Annotated in this window: 12 protein-coding genes, 1 tRNA gene and 2 pseudogenes; 7 read left to right on the forward strand and 8 right to left on the reverse strand. The window is 64.8% G+C overall.

Annotated elements, in window-relative coordinates; genetic code table 11:
- Positions 1-107 precede the first annotated feature (107 nt).
- The 3 genes from metH to HLH45_RS12580 all read right to left on the reverse strand — a co-directional run bounded on the left by metH (position 108) and on the right by HLH45_RS12580 (position 5,150).
- A complete protein-coding gene (metH, locus tag HLH45_RS12570; RefSeq protein WP_008576538.1) occupies positions 108-2,861 on the reverse strand; it encodes a methionine synthase in 2,754 nt (917 codons plus the stop codon).
- A 166-nt stretch (positions 2,862-3,027) separates the two neighbouring features.
- Positions 3,028-4,158: a homocysteine S-methyltransferase family protein gene (locus tag HLH45_RS12575; protein ID WP_008576539.1), complete on the reverse strand. Its 1,131-nt coding sequence runs from the start codon at positions 4,156-4,158 to the stop codon at positions 3,028-3,030.
- Positions 4,155-5,150 (reverse strand): ArsR/SmtB family transcription factor, encoded by a 996-nt coding sequence (locus HLH45_RS12580; RefSeq protein ID WP_008576541.1) that lies wholly within the window; start codon positions 5,148-5,150, stop codon positions 4,155-4,157. Before HLH45_RS12580 ends, HLH45_RS12575 begins: the two co-directional genes overlap by 4 nt.
- Before the next feature lie 88 nt (positions 5,151-5,238).
- Here HLH45_RS12580 and HLH45_RS12585 point away from each other — a divergent pair.
- The 3 genes and pseudogenes from HLH45_RS12585 to HLH45_RS12600 all read left to right on the forward strand — a co-directional run bounded on the left by HLH45_RS12585 (position 5,239) and on the right by HLH45_RS12600 (position 8,520).
- A pseudogene (locus HLH45_RS12585) lies at positions 5,239-6,561 on the forward strand (acyl-CoA dehydrogenase family protein).
- Between the two features lie 57 nt (positions 6,562-6,618).
- Positions 6,619-6,702 (forward strand): annotated as a pseudogene (locus HLH45_RS21800) (acyl-CoA dehydrogenase family protein); the annotation flags it as partial.
- A gap of 294 nt (positions 6,703-6,996) precedes the next feature.
- Positions 6,997-8,520, forward strand: a complete 1,524-nt coding sequence (locus HLH45_RS12600) for a platelet-activating factor acetylhydrolase IB subunit (RefSeq protein ID WP_008576546.1) — start codon at positions 6,997-6,999, stop codon at positions 8,518-8,520.
- A 346-nt stretch (positions 8,521-8,866) separates the two neighbouring features.
- On the opposite strand, the gene HLH45_RS12605 is transcribed toward HLH45_RS12600, so the two are convergent.
- Positions 8,867-8,953, reverse strand: a tRNA-Leu gene (locus HLH45_RS12605).
- A 121-nt stretch (positions 8,954-9,074) separates the two neighbouring features.
- On the opposite strand from HLH45_RS12605, the gene rnr reads away from it, so the two are divergent.
- From rnr to HLH45_RS12625, 4 genes are all read left to right on the forward strand, one after another.
- Positions 9,075-11,603, forward strand: coding sequence for a ribonuclease R (gene rnr, locus HLH45_RS12610; protein ID WP_031421995.1), 2,529 nt, complete (start codon positions 9,075-9,077; stop codon positions 11,601-11,603).
- A 273-nt stretch (positions 11,604-11,876) separates the two neighbouring features.
- Positions 11,877-12,350 carry a GFA family protein gene (locus HLH45_RS12615; protein WP_033478631.1) on the forward strand — a complete coding sequence of 158 codons (474 nt, stop codon included), beginning with the start codon at positions 11,877-11,879 and terminating at the stop codon, positions 12,348-12,350.
- 308 nt (positions 12,351-12,658) lie between these two features.
- Positions 12,659-13,408 carry a 23S rRNA (guanosine(2251)-2'-O)-methyltransferase RlmB gene (rlmB, locus tag HLH45_RS12620; RefSeq protein WP_011346992.1) on the forward strand — a complete coding sequence of 250 codons (750 nt, stop codon included), beginning with the start codon at positions 12,659-12,661 and terminating at the stop codon, positions 13,406-13,408.
- A gap of 261 nt (positions 13,409-13,669) precedes the next feature.
- A complete protein-coding gene (locus HLH45_RS12625; RefSeq protein ID WP_033478628.1) occupies positions 13,670-16,705 on the forward strand; it encodes a ligand-binding sensor domain-containing diguanylate cyclase in 3,036 nt (1,011 codons plus the stop codon).
- Positions 16,706-16,842: 137 nt separating this feature from the next.
- On the opposite strand, the gene rnt is transcribed toward HLH45_RS12625, so the two are convergent.
- The 4 genes from rnt to pstB form a co-directional block, all read right to left on the reverse strand.
- Positions 16,843-17,484, reverse strand: coding sequence for a ribonuclease T (gene rnt, locus HLH45_RS12630; protein ID WP_008572178.1), 642 nt, complete (start codon positions 17,482-17,484; stop codon positions 16,843-16,845).
- 257 nt (positions 17,485-17,741) lie between these two features.
- Positions 17,742-18,149 (reverse strand): RcnB family protein, encoded by a 408-nt coding sequence (locus HLH45_RS12635; RefSeq protein WP_011346994.1) that lies wholly within the window; start codon positions 18,147-18,149, stop codon positions 17,742-17,744.
- A gap of 110 nt (positions 18,150-18,259) precedes the next feature.
- Positions 18,260-18,970: a phosphate signaling complex protein PhoU gene (gene phoU, locus HLH45_RS12640; RefSeq protein ID WP_008572166.1), complete on the reverse strand. Its 711-nt coding sequence runs from the start codon at positions 18,968-18,970 to the stop codon at positions 18,260-18,262.
- A 128-nt stretch (positions 18,971-19,098) separates the two neighbouring features.
- Positions 19,099-19,929 carry a phosphate ABC transporter ATP-binding protein PstB gene (pstB, locus tag HLH45_RS12645; RefSeq protein WP_033478627.1) on the reverse strand — a complete coding sequence of 277 codons (831 nt, stop codon included), beginning with the start codon at positions 19,927-19,929 and terminating at the stop codon, positions 19,099-19,101.
- Positions 19,930-19,931: the final 2 nt, after the last annotated feature.

The following is a 19,931-nucleotide window of genomic DNA, read 5'->3' on the forward strand; positions in this document are numbered from 1 at the left end:
GGTGGCGTTGCCGCGCAGGAGCGCACCCGGGCGCGATGAGGCTTTACCGATAAGACCCCCATCGCGCCCGGGTGCGCTCCTACGATATCTGCGGTCAGCAGATGCCCTTACTCCGGGTCGTAATCCAGATTCGATGCCAGCCAACGCTCGGCCAATGCCAGCGTGATGCTCTTGCGCTTTGCATAATCGGCCACCTGTTCCTTGCTTAGTCGCCCGACCACGAAGTATTGGCTCTTGGGATGGCTGAAGTAATAACCGGAGACCGCGGCAGTGGGCAGCATCGCAAAGCTTTCGGTCAGCGACATGTCGGCGTTGCGCTCGGCATCGAGCAGATCGAACAAGGTGCGTTTTTCGCTGTGTTCCGGGCAAGCCGGGTAGCCGGGAGCCGGGCGGATGCCGCGATAGCGCTCGGCGATCAAGGCTTCGTTGTCCAACGCTTCGTCCTCCGCATAACCCCAGAACTCGGTGCGCACGCGTTGATGCAGCCGCTCGGCCAGCGCCTCTGCCAGACGGTCGGCCAACGCCTTGAGCAGGATGGAGTTGTAGTCGTCGTGCGCCGCTTCGAACCGGGCCACATGCGCATCGATACCGATGCCGGCAGTGACCGCGAACGCGCCGATCCAGTCCTGCTTGCCGCTGCTCTTGGGAGCGACGAAATCGGCCAGGCAGAAGTCGGGGCGGTCGATGGGCTTGTCGACTTGCTGGCGCAAGAAGTGCAGGGAATGGGGAATGGAGAATCGGGAATGGTCAAGTGTGCGGGCATCGCCTTGCAATTCCCGGTTCCCGATTCCCGATTCTGCCGGCTCCGTCAGGACGACAACATCGTCTCCAACGCTATTTGCCGGCCACAGCCCGAACACGGCCTTGGCCGTCAGCCACTTCTCTTCGACGATGCGCTTGAGCATGCGGCGTGCGTCGCGATACAGCTCGCTGGCCTGGGTGCCGACGATTTCGTCGCTGAGAATCGCCGGGAACTTGCCGGCCAGCTCCCATGCCTGGAAGAACGGCGTCCAGTCGATGAGTTCGATCAGCTCCTGCAACGAGTAGTCGTCGAAAACGTGGATGCCTGGCTGGCGTGGGGCCGGTGGAGTGTAGGTGTCCCAATCGCCGTCGAAGCGCTGCGCACGGGCTTTTTCGAGCGACACCAGGCGCTTGGCATCGCCGCGGTTACGGTGGCGTGCGCGGATTTCCGCGTAATCGGCATCGTTGGCGGCAACGAAGGCCTGGCGCAGGTCGCGCGAGATCAGCGACTGCGCCACGCCCACGGCACGCGAGGCGTCCTTCACCCACACGGTGGGCGCGGTGTAGTGCGGGTCGATCTTCAGCGCGGTGTGCGCGCGCGAGGTCGTTGCGCCGCCGATCAACAACGGAATGTCAAAGCCCTGCCGCTGCATCTCGCGCGCCACATGCGACATTTCTTCCAGAGATGGCGTGATGAGGCCGGACAGCCCGATCAGATCCGCGTTTTCTTCGCGAGCGCGATCCAGGATCACCTGCGCCGAGACCATCACGCCCAGATCCACCACATCGAAGTTGTTGCAGGCCAACACCACGCCGACGATGTTCTTGCCGATGTCGTGTACGTCGCCCTTGACGGTTGCCATGATGATCTTGCCGTTGGACTTGCCGACATCGCCGGTGCGCAGTTTTTCCGCTTCGATGAAGGGCAGCAGATAGGCCACCGCCTTTTTCATCACGCGCGCGGACTTGACCACCTGCGGCAAAAACATCTTGCCGGCGCCGAACAGATCGCCCACCACGTTCATGCCGTCCATCAGCGTGCCTTCGATCACGTCCAGAGGGCGCGTGGAATGCTGGCGCGCTTCTTCGGTGTCGGTTTCCACGAATGCGTCGATGCCGTGCACCAGCGCATGCGCCAGGCGCGCGCGGACCGGCTTGTCGCGCCAGGCCAGGTCTTCGACTTTCGCCGCGCCCTTGGTGCCCTTGTAGCGCTCGGCGATTTCCAGCAGACGTTCGGTGCCGTCGCGGCGCCGGTTGAGGATCACGTCCTCCACGCGTTCGCGTAGTTCCGGATCCAGCTCGTCGTAGATCGGCATGCCGCCGGCATTGACGATGCCCATGTCCATGCCGGCCTTGATCGCATGGAACAGGAACACCGAGTGGATTGCCTGGCGTACGGTTTCGTTGCCGCGGAAGGAGAACGAGACGTTGGAAACGCCGCCGGACACATGGCAGTGCGGCAGCGTGTCCTTGATGATGCGGGTGGCTTCGATGAAGTCCACCGCGTAGTTGTCGTGCTCTTCGATGCCGGTGGCCACGGCAAAGATGTTCGGGTCGAAGATGATGTCTTCCGGCGGAAAGCCAACCTGCTCGGTCAGCAGCGTGTAGGCGCGCGTGCAGATCTCGACCTTGCGCGCGCAGGTGTCGGCCTGGCCCGCCTCGTCGAAGGCCATCACCACCGCGGCGGCGCCGTAGCGCAATACCTTGCGGGCGTGTTCGATGAACACTGCTTCGCCTTCCTTGAGCGAAATGGAGTTGACCACGCTCTTGCCTTGCAGGCATTTCAATCCCGCTTCGATGACGCTCCACTTGGACGAATCCACCATCACCGGAATGCGCGCGATATCCGGCTCGGACATGATCAGGTTGAGAAAGCGCGTCATCGCCTTCTCCGAATCGATCAGGCCTTCGTCCATGTTGACGTCGAGGATCTGCGCACCGCTGTCCACCTGCTGACGCGCGACCTCCACCGCTTCCTCGTAGCGCTCCTCCTTGATCAGCTTGCGGAACTGCGCGCTGCCGGTGACGTTGGTGCGCTCGCCGACGTTGACGAACAACAGGTCCGGCGTAATGACCAGCGGCTCAAGGCCGGACAGGCGGGTGTAGCGGGGAGTGCTCATGCAAGGCTCTGCTGGACGATGACGGCGCGATCGGTCGTGGTGAGTGGGTGTTCACGGCCCGGGCCTCGGGCGCGGTGCAATGCAGCCCTCATCCGGCGCTGCGCGCCACCTGCTCGCGCAGGCGGGAGAAGGTGCGCAAAGGGTGGATGAGGGTGAGCCTGACGCATCACGCCGCCAGCTCTGGTGCGCCAGGCAGTTGCCGCGGTGGCAAATCGGCGACCGCTTCGGCGATGGCGCGGATATGGTCCGGAGAGGTACCGCAACAGCCGCCGACCAGGTTGAGCAGGCCGGCCTGTGCGAATTCGCGTAGCGTGGACGCCATTTCTTCCGGCGTCTCGTCGTATTCGCCGAAGGCATTCGGCAAGCCGGCGTTCGGATGCGCGCTGACATAGGCGTCGGCGATCTGCGCCAAGGTTTCCACGTGCGGGCGCAGATCCTTGGCGCCGAGCGCACAATTCAAGCCGATCGACAACGGCCTGCCGTGCGCGACCGATGCATAAAACGCTTCGGCAGTCTGTCCGGACAAGGTGCGCCCGGATGCGTCGGTGATGGTGCCGGAAACCATCACCGGCAAACGCCCGCCGCGTGCCTCGAAGACCTCTTCGATCGCATACAACGCGGCCTTGGCGTTGAGCGTGTCGAAGATGGTTTCCACCATCAGCGTATCCGCGCCGCCATCGATCAAGCCCTCGATGGCCTCGCGATAGGTTTCGCGCAGTGCATCGAAACTGGTGTTGCGGTAGCCGGGATCGTTGACATCGGGGCTGATGGAGGCGGTACGGCTGGTGGGGCCGAGCACGCCGATCACAAAGCGCGGTTTGTGCGGAGTCAACGCCTCGACTTCGTCGCAACAGGCGCGCGCGACTTGCGCGCCTGCCTTGTTCAACTCGTACACCAGATGTTCCAGGTGATAGTCGGCCTGGCTCACCGACGTGGCGTTGAAGGTATTGGTTTCCAGTAGATCGGCACCTGCATCCAGATAGGCGCGATGAATGCCGGCAATGATCTCCGGGCGGGTCAACAGCAGCAGATCGTTGTTGCCCTTCAGATCGTGGCCCTGCGGTACGTGTGCGTGGTCGCAACCGGGGCCGTGCACGTGCGCACTGTCGTAGCCCTCGGCAAAGCGGGTGCCGCGGTAATCGGGCTCCTGCAGATCGTGGCGCTGGATCATGGTGCCCATCGCGCCATCGATGATGAGGATGCGCTCGGCAAGCGCGGCGGTGAGCTTGGCTGCGCGCTCGGGACGTAGCCAGGGCAGGGCATGTGCAACGGGGGAGTGGAGTGCTGCAGGCGTCATGATGCGATGCTCCGTGAGCCAGCGGCGCTGCGGTCGGCGATTCCCGAATCCCGATTCCCCATTCCCGGCTTCACAGCAATCAACGAGATCACTTCGAAATGGGGCGGGCGCTTTTCGCGTGTCACCGTCTCCAGGCTGGAGACGTCCAGCCCGGCTTTTTCAACGAACTTGCGCAGCTCCTTGGCAGCAAACCCCAGATTGACGTGGCCGTACGCATGCACCGCGGCGCGGTGTTCGTGCTTGGCCAGGCTGCACAGCAGCAGGCGGCCGCCCGGGCGCAGCACGCGCGCCGACTCGGCCACCGCCTGCGCCGGTTTGGCCGCGTAAGTCAGCGCGTGCATCAGCACCACCAGGTCGAAGCTGGCATCGGGGAATGGCAGCGCATGCATATCGCCTTCGCGCACTTCCACGTTGCGTAGTTTGCGCAGGCGCTCGCTGGCGGCCGCAACCACGCGCGCGCTGGTATCGATGCAGATATAGCGGGTGGCATGCGGTGCCACCAGTTCGGCCAGCACGCCGTCGCCGGACGCGATATCGAGCACGTCGCCGGTTTCCAGCAGGGGCAGGGCGGTGCGCGCCAGCGCTTCCCAGGTGCGTCCGGGCGAGTAATGCCGCTCCATGTCGCCTGCCACCGAATCGGCCCAGTTCTGGTCCGCGGCACGGTTGGCCAGCACGGCGGCCACGCGCTCGGCATCCTGGCGCAACAACGGATCGTCGCTGCCGGTGCTCAGTGCCAGCCATAGCGCGCGCTGCGCCGGGTCCAGCGACACTTCGTCGAAGCGGTAATACGCCGATACCCCGGCGCGGCGGTCGCGGACCAGCCCGGCTTCCTTGAGTTTGGCCAGGTGCGTGGACACCCGCGGCTGCGCCAGCCGGGTAATGGCCGACAGCTCGGCCACGGTGAGTTCTTCCTGCTCCAGCAAGGCCAGCAGGCGGACTCGGGTGGCGTCGGCGAATACCTTCAAGCGGGCCGACCAGTCTTCCAGATCCATGAATATCTCTATATCGCGATATGGAGATATTTTCGGGCCGGCGGCGGGTGCGGTCAACTACATACGCATGCGAATGGTTGGCGCTACAATGGGGTCCAGCTCAGGCCTGAAGGGGTGCGACGTGGATTTCAGCTTTACCGAAGAACAATTGATGATCCAGGATGTGGCGCGCCGCATCGCGCAGGAAAAGATCGCGCCCAGCGCCGAGCAATTCGACCGTAGCGGCGAATTCCCGCTGGAAAATATCCGCCTGCTTGGCGAAAACGGTCTGATGGGCATCGAGGTGCCGGTCGAGTACGGCGGCGCCGGCATGGACCCGATCAGCTATGCGCTGGCGATGATCGAAATCGCCGCGGCCGATGGCGCGCACTCCACCATCGTCTCGGTCAACAACTCGCTGTTTTGCACCGGCATTCTCAAAAACGGCAGCGAAGCGCAGAAGCAGCTGTACGTGCGCGCGATCGCCGAGGGCACGCACATCGGTGCGTTCGCGCTAACCGAGCCGCAGTCCGGCTCGGATGCCTCGGCAATGCGCTGCCGCGCGGTCAAGCAGGCCGATGGCAGCTTCGTCATCAATGGCAAGAAGAGCTGGATTACCTCCGGCCCGGTGGCCAAATACATCGTGTTGTTTGCGGTGACCGAGCCGGACAAGGGCTCGCGCGGCATCACCGCCTTCATGGTCGATACCGACCGCGCCGGTTTTCATCGCGGCAAGACCGAGCCCAAGCTCGGCATCCGTGCCTCGGCCACCTGCGAAATCGAGTTTGCCGATTACGTTGCGCAGCCCGACGAGGTGCTGGGCGTGGAAGGCGAGGGTTTCAAGACTGCGATGAGCGTTCTGGATGCCGGGCGCATCGGCATTGCCTCGCAAGCGGTCGGGATTGCACGCGCGGCGTATGAGGCCACGCTGGCCTACGTCAAGGAGCGCAAGGCATTTGGCGCGGCGATCGGCACGTTCCAGATGACCCAGGCCAAGATCGCCGACATGAAGTGCAAGCTGGATGCGGCGCTGCTGCTGACGTTGCGCGCGGCGTGGTTGAAGGGGCAGGGGCAAAAGTTCGGTACCGAAGCGGCCGTGGCCAAGCTCACCGCATCCGAGGCGGCGATGTGGATCACCCATCAGGCGGTGCAAATTCATGGCGGCATGGGGTATTCGAAAGAAATGCCGCTGGAGCGCTACTTTCGTGATGCCAAAATTACCGAAATCTACGAGGGCACCTCGGAAATCCAGCGCCTGGTGATCGCGCGCGGCGAAACCGGGCTGCGCTGAGGTCTTGCCGCGCTCCAGCAGTGCCGCTGCGCGCGGCACCGCTGGAGCGCTCTCCGCGATGCCAAAATTACCGAAATCTACGAGGGCACCTCGGAAATCCAGCGCCTGGTGATCGCGCGCGGCGAGACCGGGCTGCGCTGAGGTCTTGGCGCGCTCCAGCGGTGCCGCTGCGCGCGGCACCGCTGGAGCGCTCTCCGCGATGCCAAAATTACCGAAATCTACGAGGGCACCTCGGAAATCCAGCGCCTGGTGATCGCGCGCGGCGAGACCGGGCTGCGCTGAGGTCTTGGCGCGCCCCAGCGCTGCCGCTGCGCGCGGCACCGCTGGAGCGCTTTCCGCGATGCCAAGATCACCGAAATCGACGCGGGCGCCTCGGAAATCCAGCGCCTGGTGATCGCGCGCGGCACGGCAGGGTTACGGCAAGGTCCGTGATTCCCTCAGCATTGCCGCAGCAACGCGGCAACGTCGGAGTGCTCACTGCAGTGCGTTGTGATCATCAAGGGCGGCTACGCCAAGGGTTGTCCTGCGTTGCACGCGCGGACCACAATCGACGCTTCTCCCGTGTCTGGTGCGCGCATGTCCCAGTCTTCGCACGCTGCTTCGTCCCGTGTTTCACGCTCCGGCTTTGCGCATACCCTGTGGTGCTGGGGGCTGCTGCTGTTCTGCACGACGGCAGGCGCGCAAACCTCGCCGCCTTCGATCGTGCCAACCGATCGTCTGCGCGAGTCCTGGTGGGCGCAGCGGCATGCGCAGGTGCTGGAGCAGGTCAAGCAGCACCCGGATACCAAATTGCTGCTGATCGGCGATTCGATCACTCAAAACTACGAGAAAGCCAAGGCGCCGGACGAAGACTTCCGACCGACCTGGCAAACCTTCTACGGCAGCCGCGGTGCGCTGAACCTGGGTTTCAGTGGCGACGGCACCGAAAACGTGCTGTGGCGGCTGGCCAATGGCGAAGTCGACGGGTTGCAGCCGAAGGTCGCGCTGGTGCTGATCGGCACCAATAACACCGGCCATCTCGGTCAAACCGCCGAACAGACCCAACTCGGTATCGATGCGGTGGTCGCGGCGATCGAGCAGAAGCTGCCGCGCACGCACATCCTGCTGCTGAGCGTGTTGCCCAGCGATCTCTCCAGCGAAAAATCGCGGCGCGATGCGCAGATCAATCAGGGCCTGGCCGTGCGTTACGGCGACAACCCACGCGTGACCTATCTGGATGTGAGCTCGGTCTTCCAGCGCGACGGCAAACTCCGCACCGATCTGTTTTACGACACCCGGTTCCGTCCGGCGGCCGGTGCCTTGCATCCGGACACGCGGGGGCAGCGCATGCTGGCCGAAGCGATCGAGCCCACGCTGGCGCGGCTGTTGGGCGAGCCACCGGTCAAGCCGGTGGCCGAACTCGGCCGTGACGCGGCGACCTCGCTGATGCCGGTCGACTGGCTGGAGCAGGATTCCTACGACTGGTACGCACGCCACCACGCAGCGCTGGCCGTCGCGCGCAGCCTGAAGCCGGAGGTGGTGATGATCGGCGACTCGATCACGCATTTCTGGTCTGGGCTGCCGCAGGCCACGCGCGTCAGTGGCCCCGAATCATGGCAATGGTTGTATGGCACGCGGCCGGTCCTGAATCTGGGATTCGGTTGGGACCGCACGCAAAATGTGCTGTGGCGCATCCGGCAGGGCGAACTCGATGGTCTGGACCCGCGCTGGGTGGTGCTGCATATCGGCACCAACAATCTCAGCGGCACCGCGCAATCGCGCGCCAGCACCCCGGCTGAAGCGGCGTTGGGTGTGCAGGCGGTGGTGAGCGAGGTGCGCCGTCGCCTGCCCAACAGCAAGCTGATCCTGATGGCGATCATGCCGCGTGGCCGCAACCCCGACGATGCACGGCGCGCGCCGATCGCCGAGACAAACCGGATGCTGGTCGCGCGCTATGCCAAGGATCCGGCGGTGCAGTTGGTCGATATCGGCCCCAAGATGCTGCAGCCCGACGGCACGTTGCCCGAAGCGCTGATGCCCGATGGCACCCATCCCAGCGAGTCCGGCTACCGCATCTGGGCGCAGGCGCTGCGCGAGGCGGGCATTACCGCTGCGCCGTAACGGTGGCGGCACGCGAGCGCGTTCATCCAAAAGCGAGCGCGGAGGGTAAGGGGGGGACGTGCGGCCGCCCGCGCGCTGGCGCGTCGCGCGGGTCGGCAGTCGCGTTTGGTTTTCAGGAGTGCGCGGGGCCACGCTCCGGCGTGGAACGTGATGATGGCCAACGGGCTCAAGCGAGGCCATCTGCGTCCCGGGCGAGGCCCGGCATGAGCTGGTCTGCCGTTTCCAACGCCGAAAGAGCGAGCTAGGGCCGGGCTGCCGGCGAGGGCGCGGCGATCGAGTGCAGCGCACTGCATTTTCGAACCCCAGAAACCAGAAGACCCCCGATTGCTCGGAGGTCTTTTTAAACTGGTGCCCAGAAGAGGACTCGAACCTCCACGAAGTTGCCCCCGCTAGCACCTGAAGCTAGTGCGTCTACCAATTCCGCCACCTGGGCAGGTGAGCCGCGAATTTTGCAGGCCCCCGGCCGGCTTGTCAATGGGTTCCATGCGGCAATCGTCGGCGGTCGCGCCGGCCTTGCTGCCCATCCCGCCGCGCCACGCAGTACCATGTAAGCAATGACAAAGAAAAAAACCCCAGATTCCGATCGGCCGAGTCGCCGCAAATCCACCGGCGCAGGCGATTCCAGCACTGCCGAACAACAGAAGTTGCCGGGCTGGATGCCAGACTTCCTGGTCCGCGCCGCAGCCGGCGCATCGACCAAGTCCGCCAACAAGCGCGCTGCCGACAAAGCATCCAACCCCTCCAAAGCCTCGTCACAGCCGGCGGCCGCGCCGCCTGCGCCGCGCGCTCCGCATCCGCGCAAGAGTGGGCCGTCTGCGCCGCCGCCGGAACGCTTCCAGACCACCGCGCCTGCGACTGCCGAATTCAAGGATCCGCATGCCGAGCGCGAGGCTCTTCGGTATGCCGAGCCGATCGCCAGCCGCGAGGCCATCCTGCAATTGCTTGAAGCCTGCGACGGTCCGCAGACCGCCGAAGAAATTGCCGAGCAGCTCAATCTGAGCGACCGCATCGATGCGCTGGGCAAGCGCCTGGCCGCAATGGTGCGCGAAGCGCAACTGGTGCAGAACCGCCGCGGTGGCTACGCGCCGGTGCAGCAGACCAGCCTGATCGCCGGCGTGGTCATCGCCAATCCGGAGGGCTTCGGTTTCCTCAAGCCCGACGAGGGCGGCGACGACCTGTTCCTGCCGCCGTTCGAAATGCGCAAGGTCATGCATGGCGACCGCGCGCTCGCCAATGTCACCGGCATCGACCGTCGCGGCCGTCGCGAAGGTGCCATTGCACGCGTGCTCGAGCGTGGCATGTCGCGCATGCTGGGGCGCTTTTTCTATGAGCACGGTGTGGCTTACGTCGACCCCGACGACAAGCGCATCCAGCGCAATGTGCAGATTGCCCCGGACGGTATCGGCGAGGCACGCGAAGGCCAATTGGTGGTCTGCGAACTGATCGCGCCGCCGGACGCGCGCCGCCCGGCGATCGGCAAGATCATCGCGGTACTGGGCGACAAGCTGACGCCGTCGCTGGTCGTCGAAATGGCCATCCACGGCCATGAATTGCCGCACGAATTTCCGCAGGAAGTGCTGGACGAAGCGGCGGCCGTGCCGTTGGTGGTCGAGCCGCAGATGATCGGCGGGCGCGTGGACCTGCGGCAGATGCCACTGGTCACCATCGATGGCGAAGACGCCAAGGATTTCGACGACGCGGTGTATTGCGAACCCAATGTCGACGGCTTCCGTCTGGTGGTGGCAATCGCCGATGTGTCCAATTACGTGCGTCCCGGGACGCCGCTGGACGACGAAGCGCAAAAGCGCGCCACCTCGGTGTATTTCCCCGGCTTCGTGGTGCCGATGCTGCCGGAAACGCTGTCCAACGGTATCTGCTCGCTGATGCCCAAGGTCGACCGCATGTGTTTCGTCTGCGACATGCAGGTGGGACGCGATGGTGAAGTGACCGGCTCGCGTTTCTACGAAGCGGTGATGAATTCGCACGCACGCCTGACCTATAACCAGGTCTGGAAGGCGGTGGGCGAAGACGATGCGGACACCAAGGCCTTCATCGGCCCGCTGCTGCCGCAGGTGCAGCGCCTGCATCAGCTGTATCACGTGCTGTCGAAGGCACGCACGCAGCGCGGGGCGATCGAGTTCGAAACCTCCGAAGTGCGCTTCGTGCTCGACAACACCGGCGAGGTCACCCAGGCCGGCATGCTGGTGCGCAACGATGCCCACAAGCTCATCGAAGAATGCATGATCGCCGCCAACGTCGAGGCGGCGCGCTACCTGCTGAGCGTGCACGTGCCTGCGCCTTACCGTGTGCATGAGCGCCCGCCGGAGAGCAAGTACGAAGACCTGCTGGAGTTCCTCAAGGAGTTCCAGCTGAGCTTGCCGGCATGGAGCAAGGTGCGCCCCGGCGATTACACCAAGTTGCTGAAGAAAGTGCGCGCGCGCCCGGATGCGGCGTTGCTGGAATCGGTGTTGCTGCGCAGCCAGAGCCTGGCGGTGTATTCGCCGGAGAACAACGGCCATTTCGGTCTGGCGTTGGAGGCATACGCGCATTTCACCTCGCCGATTCGGCGTTACCCGGATCTGCTGGTACACCGCGCAATCAAGCATGCGTTGACCGGCGCCAGCCCGCAGACATTCATCTATACCCCGCGTCAGATGGCGGCGCTGGCATTGCAATGCTCCGAGCGCGGACGGCGTGCCGATGAAGCCGAGCGCGAAGTGGACGAGCGCTACCGCGCCGCGTGGATGGAAAAGCACGTCGGTGGCCAGTTCGATGGCGTGATCAGCGGTGTGACGGGATTTGGCCTGTTCGTGGAGTTGACGCAGTCCAAGGTCAACGGCCTGGTGCACGTCACGCAGCTGCCGCAGGACTATTACCAGTTCGATCCGATTCGCAAGACGCTCAGCGGCGAGCGCCGTGGTCGCGAGTTCCGCCTCGGCGACCCGGTGCGCGTGCTGGTGCTCAAGGCCAGCATGGAAGAGCGCAAGATCGACTTCCGCCTGGCCGACGAAAATGGCGCAGCGCCCGAAGCGCCGCTGCCGCCACGCGAGAAGCCGACCAAGCGCAAGAAGAAGCCGTACTGAGTTGCAGGACGGCGCTGCGGGTGGCCGAGCTGGCAGCCCGCCACGCGAGGTGGTGGTGACAAGCAGCCACTAAAATGAAGCGTGGGTCGTCGGGCGGGTACAGACGGGGCTGATGAACCGCGGCGCGCCGGCGGTTCGCGGCGACTTCCACCATTGGCCGCATCCGCTTGGCCGTGATCGCAGTCGTGTTATTCGCTGTGAGAGAGGCAGGTGGGCTGTTGCAGGCGAGTGGGTCTGCAATGATGTCCATAACAGACTGACGCGGAGCGGGGCATGGACACTTCAAGCGAATATAGCGGTGGCTGCCAGTGCGGGGCGGTGCGGTTTCATGTGCGTGGTGCGTTGGTGGATGCTTCGATCTGCCACTGCCGCATGTGTCAGAAGGCATTCGGCGCGTATTACGCGCCGTTGGTGTCTGTGCGAGGCGCCGAGTTTCGCTGGACCCGTGGCGAGCCCAAGCGCTTTGCATCGTCGAATGTCGTGCAGCGCGGTTTTTGCGCCGAATGCGGCACGCCATTGACGTATGAGGCACCCGACGGCGTGGCAGTCGCGGCAGGTGCCTTCGACACGCCCGAGCAGTTGCCGCCGCATATCCAATATGGACTGGATCGCAAACTGCCCTTCGTCGATGGCCTGGCGCAGCTGCCTACGCGTCCACCCGAAGACGATGCCGCCGCGGAGGCTTTTTTGGCCAGCGTGGTGTCGCGACAACATCCCGATCACGACACTGCGCATTGGCCGGCGTGAGAAAAGGCTTTGGTTTGTTGTGCTGCTGATCGCGGCATGCGAGCAGCAATGGCGTCACCTCGCTCGCGGCCGTCACTGGCCGCGGCAACACGCGCCAGTGCGCCATCTGGCAGGCATCCATCGACACGATGGGGTGCGCGGTGAGCGTGCGGTCAATGCAGGCGTGCGCCATTGGCCCCGGGCGCTGCGCGTCCAGCACCAGTGCCATCGCCGCATCGCGTCGTTGGCATCGCCGGGCTCCACGCACCGGCCGTGACGTGACAGGCCGCAGGCCCTACCATTCCCCTTTACCTCTTCGTATGCCCGCAATGAGCAAGCAGAACCAGTGGATCGTCGGCGTCAATGCTGTCGCCTCGTCCGTCGAGAACGACGCCGACAACGTGCGCGAGGTGTTGATCGAGGCCGGCAGCAAGAATCCGCGCCTGACCGAGATCGAAGAACAGGCGCGCCGCAAGGGCATCGACGTCCGCCGGGTCAATACCCAGGCACTGGACGGTGTGGGTGGGCAGGTACGCCACCAGGGCGTGGCCGCACGCTATGCCGCCGCGCGGCTGTGGGCCGAGAACGAGCTGGAAGGGTTGGTCGAGGCCGCCGAAGGGCGCGCGCTTGTGCTGATCCTCGATGGCGTGCAGGACCCGCACAACCTTGGCGCATGCCTGCGCAGTGCGGCAGCGGCCGGGGTCACCGCAGTGGTGATTCCCAAGGACAAGTCGGCCACGGTGAACGCCACCGTGCGCAAGACCTCCGCCGGTGCGGCCGACCGCATTCCGGTGGTGGCGGTGACCAACCTGGCGCGCTGCCTGCGCGACCTGCAGAAGCAGGGTGTGTGGCTGTATGGCTTGGCCGGCGAAGCAGAGGCTTCGTTGTACAGCGTGGATCTGCGCGGCAATGTCGGGCTGGTGCTGGGTGGCGAGGCCGATGGCCTGCGCCGTCTCACCCGCGAGCATTGCGACGGCCTGGTCAAGATCCCGATGCCCGGCGAAATTGAAAGCCTCAATGTGTCGGTCGCCACCGGTGTGACCCTGTTCGAGGCCGTGCGCCAGCGCCTGGGCACCTAACGGCCCGCATGCAGGCGCGAGCGCAGGCGTGCCGGCCTGCGTAACCCACGCGCGTTACGCGATGCACAGCAGCGCCAACGCTTGATCGTTGCATTGCCGATGGGCATCTGCGCAATGTTCCGCGCAGATGCGGTTCGCGAGGCGTTGACTGGCGCACGCGCAGGGAGGTGCAGCAAGGCTTTCCAGGCATGCGCAGCCACCGTCGAACGCAGCGCGACGTTTTTGCCTACCATATCGCCAGCGAACGGCGCGTTGTGTGTGATGAACGATGGGGTGGGCGCCTGGCAAACAGGCGAGAGCAGTTGCGGCGTCCAGGCGTCAGCACGACGAAAACATAGACGGCAGCCGCGCTGGCTCGGTGTCGGCGCCTGCCTGTTGTTGGCGCTGTGTTCGCTTGTTGCGACTGCCTCACCGGCCGGCACGGCACGCTTGCGCGATTACGCCATCGATAGCTGGAGTTCGCGCAACGGGCTGCCGCACAACTCCTTGCGCGACATCGCCCAGACCCGCGACGGGTATCTGTGGTTCGCGACCTGGGAAGGGTTGGTGCGCTACAACGGGCTGGAATTCAGCGTGATCGACCGCAGCACGCGCCCTGGGCTGCCCGATAACGGCGTCGGCGCGCTGTATGTTGATCGCGATGGCGCGCTGTGGCTGAGCGATGCGCGCGGCAATCTGGTCCGGCATGGTGCCGACGGGCAATGGCGACAGTGGCAGCGGCAAGGGCAATGGCCGCAGGCGTTGATCCATGCCATGACCATGGATGCCGAAGGCCGCATGTGGCTGTTGTTCGAAGGGCACGGGCTGGGCTGCCTGTGGCCGGATGGGCGCTTCGACTATTTCCCGCCGCGCGATGACGCGCCGCTGCAAAGCAGTTTTCCGCGCATGGTGGTCGATGCGCAGGGGCGCTTGTTGATCGGCACCTTCGATGGATTGATCTACCGCGAACCGGATGGGCGCATGCACCGCGCGCCGGCCGCATTCGGGTTTCCGCCGGGGTTGGCATGGCCGTATCGCGCAACGGACGGCACGGTGTGGGTGGTTGCGGGAGATCAGCTGTATCGCCTGCAGGGCGAGCGCGCCGAGCTGATGCATCGGGTGCCGGGGCAGGGTCACTTCACCGCGATGCTGCAGGATCGCAATGGCGACCTGTGGCTGGGCAGCGAAAACCAGGGGCTGCTGCGGATCGGGCCGTACGGCGTGGAGCATCTGCCGGCCGGTCGCAGCCTGCCGACCGGGCGCATCGTCAGTCTGCGCGAGGACGCCGAAGGCAGCATCTGGGTCGGCGCAAATGGCGGTCTGTTCCGGCTGCGCGAGACACTGTTCAGTCGCTACAGCCAGCGCGATGGATTAAGCGGCGACTACAGCCGCGCCTTGTTGGAAGACCGCGACGGCAGCCTGTGGATCGCCGGAACCGCCGGCCTGGACCGGATGCTGCCGGACGGGCGCATCGTGGCGGTGCCGGTGGCCACACCATCGGGGCGACGCCTTTCGGTGCTCAGCCTGGCGCTGGACCGGCACGGCGATCTTTGGGTAGGCACCTATGCCGATGGTGTCTTCGTGTTGCGCGCCGGGCGCGTGCTGCGCCATTACGGCGAGGCCGAGGGCATTCCCGGCGGGCATATCCGCGCGATCGTGATCGACGACCACGAGACGGTATGGCTGGCAACCCAGCGTGGCGTGGTGCAGCTGGTGGAGGGCAAGCGCACGCCGTTGGCGATCGACGGCTTGCCTGCCAGCGTGGTGACCGCATTGGCCAACGTCGATGGCGCGGTGTGGATCGGTTCGGTCGATGGTGCGGCAGTGCTACGCAACGGCAAGCTGCGCCAGTTGAATCTTGAGCAACTGGGCGGCGCGCGCAGCGTATTCGGTTTTCAGGCCATCGGCGATGCCATGTGGATCGCGACCGACCGCGGGTTGTATCGCGAGCGCAATGGCGTTCTCGCACGCGTAGGTCTGGAGCAGGGGATGCCGGTCGACACGGTGTTCCAGCTTGTCCAAGACCGGCTTGGCAATGCGTGGATCAGCAGCAATCGCGGCGTGCTGCGTACCGAATTCAAGACGCTCGATGCAGTTGCCGATGGGCGCGGCACGCTCGCGATCGAACGCTATGGCGAGATCGATGGCATGGGCAATGCACAGGCCAACGGCAGTTCCGGCCCCAGCCTGCTGCGGCGTGCCGACGGCACGGTGTGGGTGGTGACAGCTGGCGGGGTAAGCATGGTCGACCCCTCACGTCTGCAGCGCTTTCGCGAACGTCGCCCGCCGCCGGCAGTGATCGAGAACGTGCAGCAGGATGGCCGCCCGTTGGTGTGGCGCCAGCGCGCACAACTGGCCGGCGGGCATCGCTTGAACGTGTCCTACGTCGGCATGAGCTTTCTGCTGCCGGAGCGAATCGAGTACCGCACCCGGCTGGAAGGCCTGGACAACACCTGGACCGAACGCGGCCGGCAGCGCAGCGTGGAATTCATCGGCCTGCCGCCGGGCCGATATCGTCTGCACGTGGCTGCGCGCCATCCGGGCGGGGCATGGAGCCCGCACGAAGCGGTGTGGGCGTTCGAGGTATTGCCGCTGTGGTGGCAACGCCAGGATGTGCGCTTTGCCGCGGCGCTGGGGGCGCTCTTGCTGCTGGCCCTGCTGTATCGGGTGTTGCTGCATCGCTACAAGACCCATAACGCGCGCCTGGCCGAGCTGGTGCGCAAGCGCACCGAAGACCTGCAACGGCAGGCGCAGCGCTTGCTGCAGGCCAATCAGGAAAAGAGCGAGCTATTGACGCGTTTGCGCATCAAGTCCGATGTGTTCGAGCGCCAGGCGCACGAAGATGCATTGACCGGGCTACCCAACCGTCGCCATTTCGACGAAGCGCTGGCGCGCGATATCAGCCGTGCACGGCGCAGTGGGCGGACGCTGGTGCTGGCGATTCTGGATATCGATCACTTCAAGCGCATCAACGACCATTATTCGCACGCCAGCGGCGATGCGGTCCTGCACGAGGTGGGAGTGCTCCTGACGGCGGCCGCGCGCGCCTCGGATCTGCCGGCACGCCTGGGCGGCGAAGAATTCGCGCTGCTATTGGCCGACACCACGCTGGACGAGGCACAGGCGCTTTGCCTGCGCATCCGCGCGCTCTTCCACGCCCGTCACAACTGGGCCAGCGTCGAGGGCTTGCAGGTGACCTTCAGCGCCGGTGTTGCCGCGCTGCGCGACGACGACACCGGCTCGTCGCTGATGCAGCGCGCCGATCACGCCTTGTACGAGGCCAAGAGCGCCGGTCGCGATCGGATCTGTGTGGGTTAGGGGCGGGGAATGGGGAATAGGGAATCGTAGGAGCGATCCCCGCTGCGGGAGAGGGGCGCTCAGGCAGAGGAGGTAGGTGCGCTACTGGCGCGCTACCTGTGGAAAGCTCTTGCGATTCCCGATTCCCGATTCCCAACTCACACCGGCCCGGGCCAGGCGTTGGCGATCTTGCAGAACAGGCGTGCGGTCTGTTCGGTGTCGTAGACCGCGCTGTGGGCGTCGGCGGCATTCCAGTCCAGGCCGGCGGCCTGGGCGGCGCGTGCCAGCACCGTCTGGCCATAGGCCACGCCAGCCAACGTCACCGTGTCGAACACGCTGAAAGGATGAAACGGGTTGCGTTTGTGGCCCACGCGCGCCACGGCGGCGTTGAGAAAATTCAGATCGAAGTGGGCGTTGTGGCCGACCAGGATTGCGCGCTGGCAGCCGTATTTCTTCACCGCTGCGCGCACCGGCGCGAACACATGGTCCAGCGCGTCCTTTTCCTGTTTCGCGAAGCGGAACGGGTGGTCGAGCACGATACCGGTGATTTCCAGCGACTTCGGGTCTATCTCCAGCCCGGGCGCCGGCACCAGGTGCGCGCTGGCGGTCTCGCCGGGAAAGAAGCGTCCGTCGGTATCCATCTCGATCGGCACGCAGGCGATCTCCAGCAGTGCATGCTTGTTCCAGTCGAACCCGCCGGTTTCTACGTCCACCACCACGGGCAGATAGCCACGAAAGCGGCGCGACATCGGCAAAAAAGAGGGGGCAGGCTGTGCATCGACCGGTTCGTTCATCCGCATAGCCTAGCAGGTCGCACGCCGTGCTCTGCCCCGGCTGCAGGCTGGCACGCCCACACCGGCGGCAGCGACGCCGCGACGATTCGGTGCACGGCCACTCGAGTGGCGTCGGCGTGCATTGCCGGCCCACCGTCTACGCGCGTCTTCCCCGAACCGGGCGACTGCAGACCACACAGCGACAGTCGCCATACACCGAAATGAAAAGGCCCGATCCGCGTTGCCACGGACCGGGCCTCCCTAACGACACGGTGAGCGAGCCCTTAGCGACCCGCGACGACGCTGGTAATCAGCCCGGTGGCCACTGCGATCAGCACGTAGGTGTTATCCACGCGACGCCATTCGTGCCCGCGCGGCGGCGGCTTGAGATGGTGCTTGTGGTAGTCGGCAACGCGGCTACCACGATGGTCCGGTGCCAGCCGCTCGCCGCGGCGATACGGCGGGCCGCGGCGCTCGTTGCGATGATCCTCGTGATGCGCGTTGCGGCGATCGTCGCGCCTGTCGTCATGCCTGTCGTCGCGGTGATCGTCATGGCGGTCAGGACCATGGTCGTCGTGACGCTGCGCATTGCGGTCACGGTCGTGATCCAGCTCGTGCTGCTGCGGTGCTGCAAACGCTGCGCCAGAGGTCAGCAGCGTCAAGGCCATGAAGGATCCAACGAAACGTTTCATCAGCGGACTCCTGGGTCACAGGAAATGCCTGTGCAGCTGCACCGTAGAAGTTTCAAGCTGAATACGTAATGAGAAGGCCTTGCGGCGCCTCACGGCAACGCTGCCGCGGTCTAGATGACGCCGGTGCTGCTGGTGTCGTCGCGCTTCACCCGCGGAGGCAAGGGCTGCTCGCCATGCACCAGGAACCACACGTTCTCGGCGATGTTGGTGGCGTGGTCGCCAATGCGTTCCAGATTCTTTGCCATGAACAGCAGATGCGTACACGGAGTGATATTGCGCGGGTCTTCCATCATGTAGGTGAGCAGCTCGCGGAACAACGCGGTGTACTGCGCATCCAGGCGTGCATCTTCGTCGCGGACACGGATCGCCGCATCGGCATCCTTGTTGCGATACGCCTGTACGGCTTCGCGCACGGCATCGGCCGCCATCTGGCCAAGCGCGCGCAGGCCCACGGTCTGCGGCAGCGGCGGTGCGGAATTGAGCGCGATCGAGCGCTTGGCCACGTTGGCCGCGTAATCGCCGATACGTTCGATATCGGCCGGAATCCGCAGGCCTGCAAGAATTTCACGCAGATCGCGCGCCATCGGGCCGCGCAATGCAAGCCGCATCACGTCGTGGCTGATCGCATGCTCCAGTGCGTCGATCGCCTCGTCGTTGACCACGATGCGGTGCGCGGCGTTGTCATCGCGACGCTCCACCACATCCAGTGCGGCTTCCAGCTGCGCCACCGCCGTCTCGCCCATGCGCACGATCTCGGCGACAAGACGGTGCTGCTCCTCGTCGTAGCTTTTGACGATATGGTCGTTGAGGTGCTGGTTCATCGTGGTCTCGATTCGTGGCAGTGGTGGATGTCCGCCGTAACCTTGGCGACATGGCACATGATGCAAATGTCGTGCCGGGCGGTGCGGCGGAACTGCGTCAATGCGGCGTTGCGCTGGCGCGCCTTACATCAACCGAAGCGGCCGGTGATGTAGTCCTCGGTCTGTTGCTTGGATGGCTGCGAAAAAATGGTTTCGGTGCGGTCATGCTCGATCAGGTCGCCCAGGTACATGAAGGCGGTATAGTCGGACACGCGCGCGGCCTGCTGCATGTTGTGGGTGACGATCACGATGGTGTAGTCCCGCTTGAGCTCTTCCACCAACTGTTCGATGCGGCTGGTGGAAATCGGGTCCAGCGCGGACGTCGGTTCGTCCAGCAACAACACATCCGGGCGCAGCGCCACCGCACGTGCGATGCACAGGCGCTGCTGCTGGCCACCGGAAAGCCCCAGTGCGCTCTGCCCCAGCTTGTCCTTCACCTCGTCCCACAGCGCGCCCTGGCGCAAGGCCTGCTCGACGCGGTTCTGCATGTCGGCCTTGGACAGCTTTTCGTGGTGGCGGATGCCGTAGGCCACGTTTTCGAAGATGGTCATCGGAAACGGCACCGGCTTCTGGAACACCATGCCCACCTTGCTGCGCAGGCGGTTCATCGGGTACTTCGACGACAGGATGTTTTCGTTGTCCAGCAACACCTCGCCGCGCGCTTCCATCTTCGGATACAGCGCATAGATGCGGTTGAAGATGCGCAGCAAGGTCGACTTGCCGCAGCCGGAGGGACCGATCAACGCGGTGACGCGCTTTTCGGGAATCTCGATGTTGATGCTCTTGAGCGCGTGGTACTTGTCGTAATAGAAATCCAGATTGCGTGCGGCCACCTTCACCGGCTCCTGCGCCGTCGGCGCCCCCGTGGCGGCCGGAACAGCGATGCGATGCATCGGCTTGGCGTTTTGGAGATCGTTCATGT

Source organism: Xanthomonas euvesicatoria (assembly GCF_013112235.1).
Lineage (GTDB): Bacteria > Pseudomonadota > Gammaproteobacteria > Xanthomonadales > Xanthomonadaceae > Xanthomonas > Xanthomonas euvesicatoria.

What these genes read in the sequence shown, in the direction of transcription:
- metH (WP_008576538.1), bottom strand. Translation starts at nt 2,861, where the DNA reads ATGAGCACTCCCCGCTACACCCGCCTGTCCGGCCTTGAGCCGCTGGTC.
- HLH45_RS12575 (WP_008576539.1), bottom strand. Translation starts at nt 4,158, where the DNA reads ATGACGCCTGCAGCACTCCACTCCCCCGTTGCACATGCCCTGCCCTGG.
- HLH45_RS12580 (WP_008576541.1), bottom strand. Translation starts at nt 5,150, where the DNA reads ATGGATCTGGAAGACTGGTCGGCCCGCTTGAAGGTATTCGCCGACGCC.
- HLH45_RS12600 (WP_008576546.1), top strand. Translation starts at nt 6,997, where the DNA reads ATGTCCCAGTCTTCGCACGCTGCTTCGTCCCGTGTTTCACGCTCCGGC.
- rnr (WP_031421995.1), top strand. Translation starts at nt 9,075, where the DNA reads ATGACAAAGAAAAAAACCCCAGATTCCGATCGGCCGAGTCGCCGCAAA.
- HLH45_RS12615 (WP_033478631.1), top strand. Translation starts at nt 11,877, where the DNA reads ATGGACACTTCAAGCGAATATAGCGGTGGCTGCCAGTGCGGGGCGGTG.
- rlmB (WP_011346992.1), top strand. Translation starts at nt 12,659, where the DNA reads ATGAGCAAGCAGAACCAGTGGATCGTCGGCGTCAATGCTGTCGCCTCG.
- HLH45_RS12625 (WP_033478628.1), top strand. Translation starts at nt 13,670, where the DNA reads ATGAACGATGGGGTGGGCGCCTGGCAAACAGGCGAGAGCAGTTGCGGC.
- rnt (WP_008572178.1), bottom strand. Translation starts at nt 17,484, where the DNA reads ATGCGGATGAACGAACCGGTCGATGCACAGCCTGCCCCCTCTTTTTTG.
- HLH45_RS12635 (WP_011346994.1), bottom strand. Translation starts at nt 18,149, where the DNA reads ATGAAACGTTTCGTTGGATCCTTCATGGCCTTGACGCTGCTGACCTCT.
- phoU (WP_008572166.1), bottom strand. Translation starts at nt 18,970, where the DNA reads ATGAACCAGCACCTCAACGACCATATCGTCAAAAGCTACGACGAGGAG.
- pstB (WP_033478627.1), bottom strand. Translation starts at nt 19,929, where the DNA reads ATGAACGATCTCCAAAACGCCAAGCCGATGCATCGCATCGCTGTTCCG.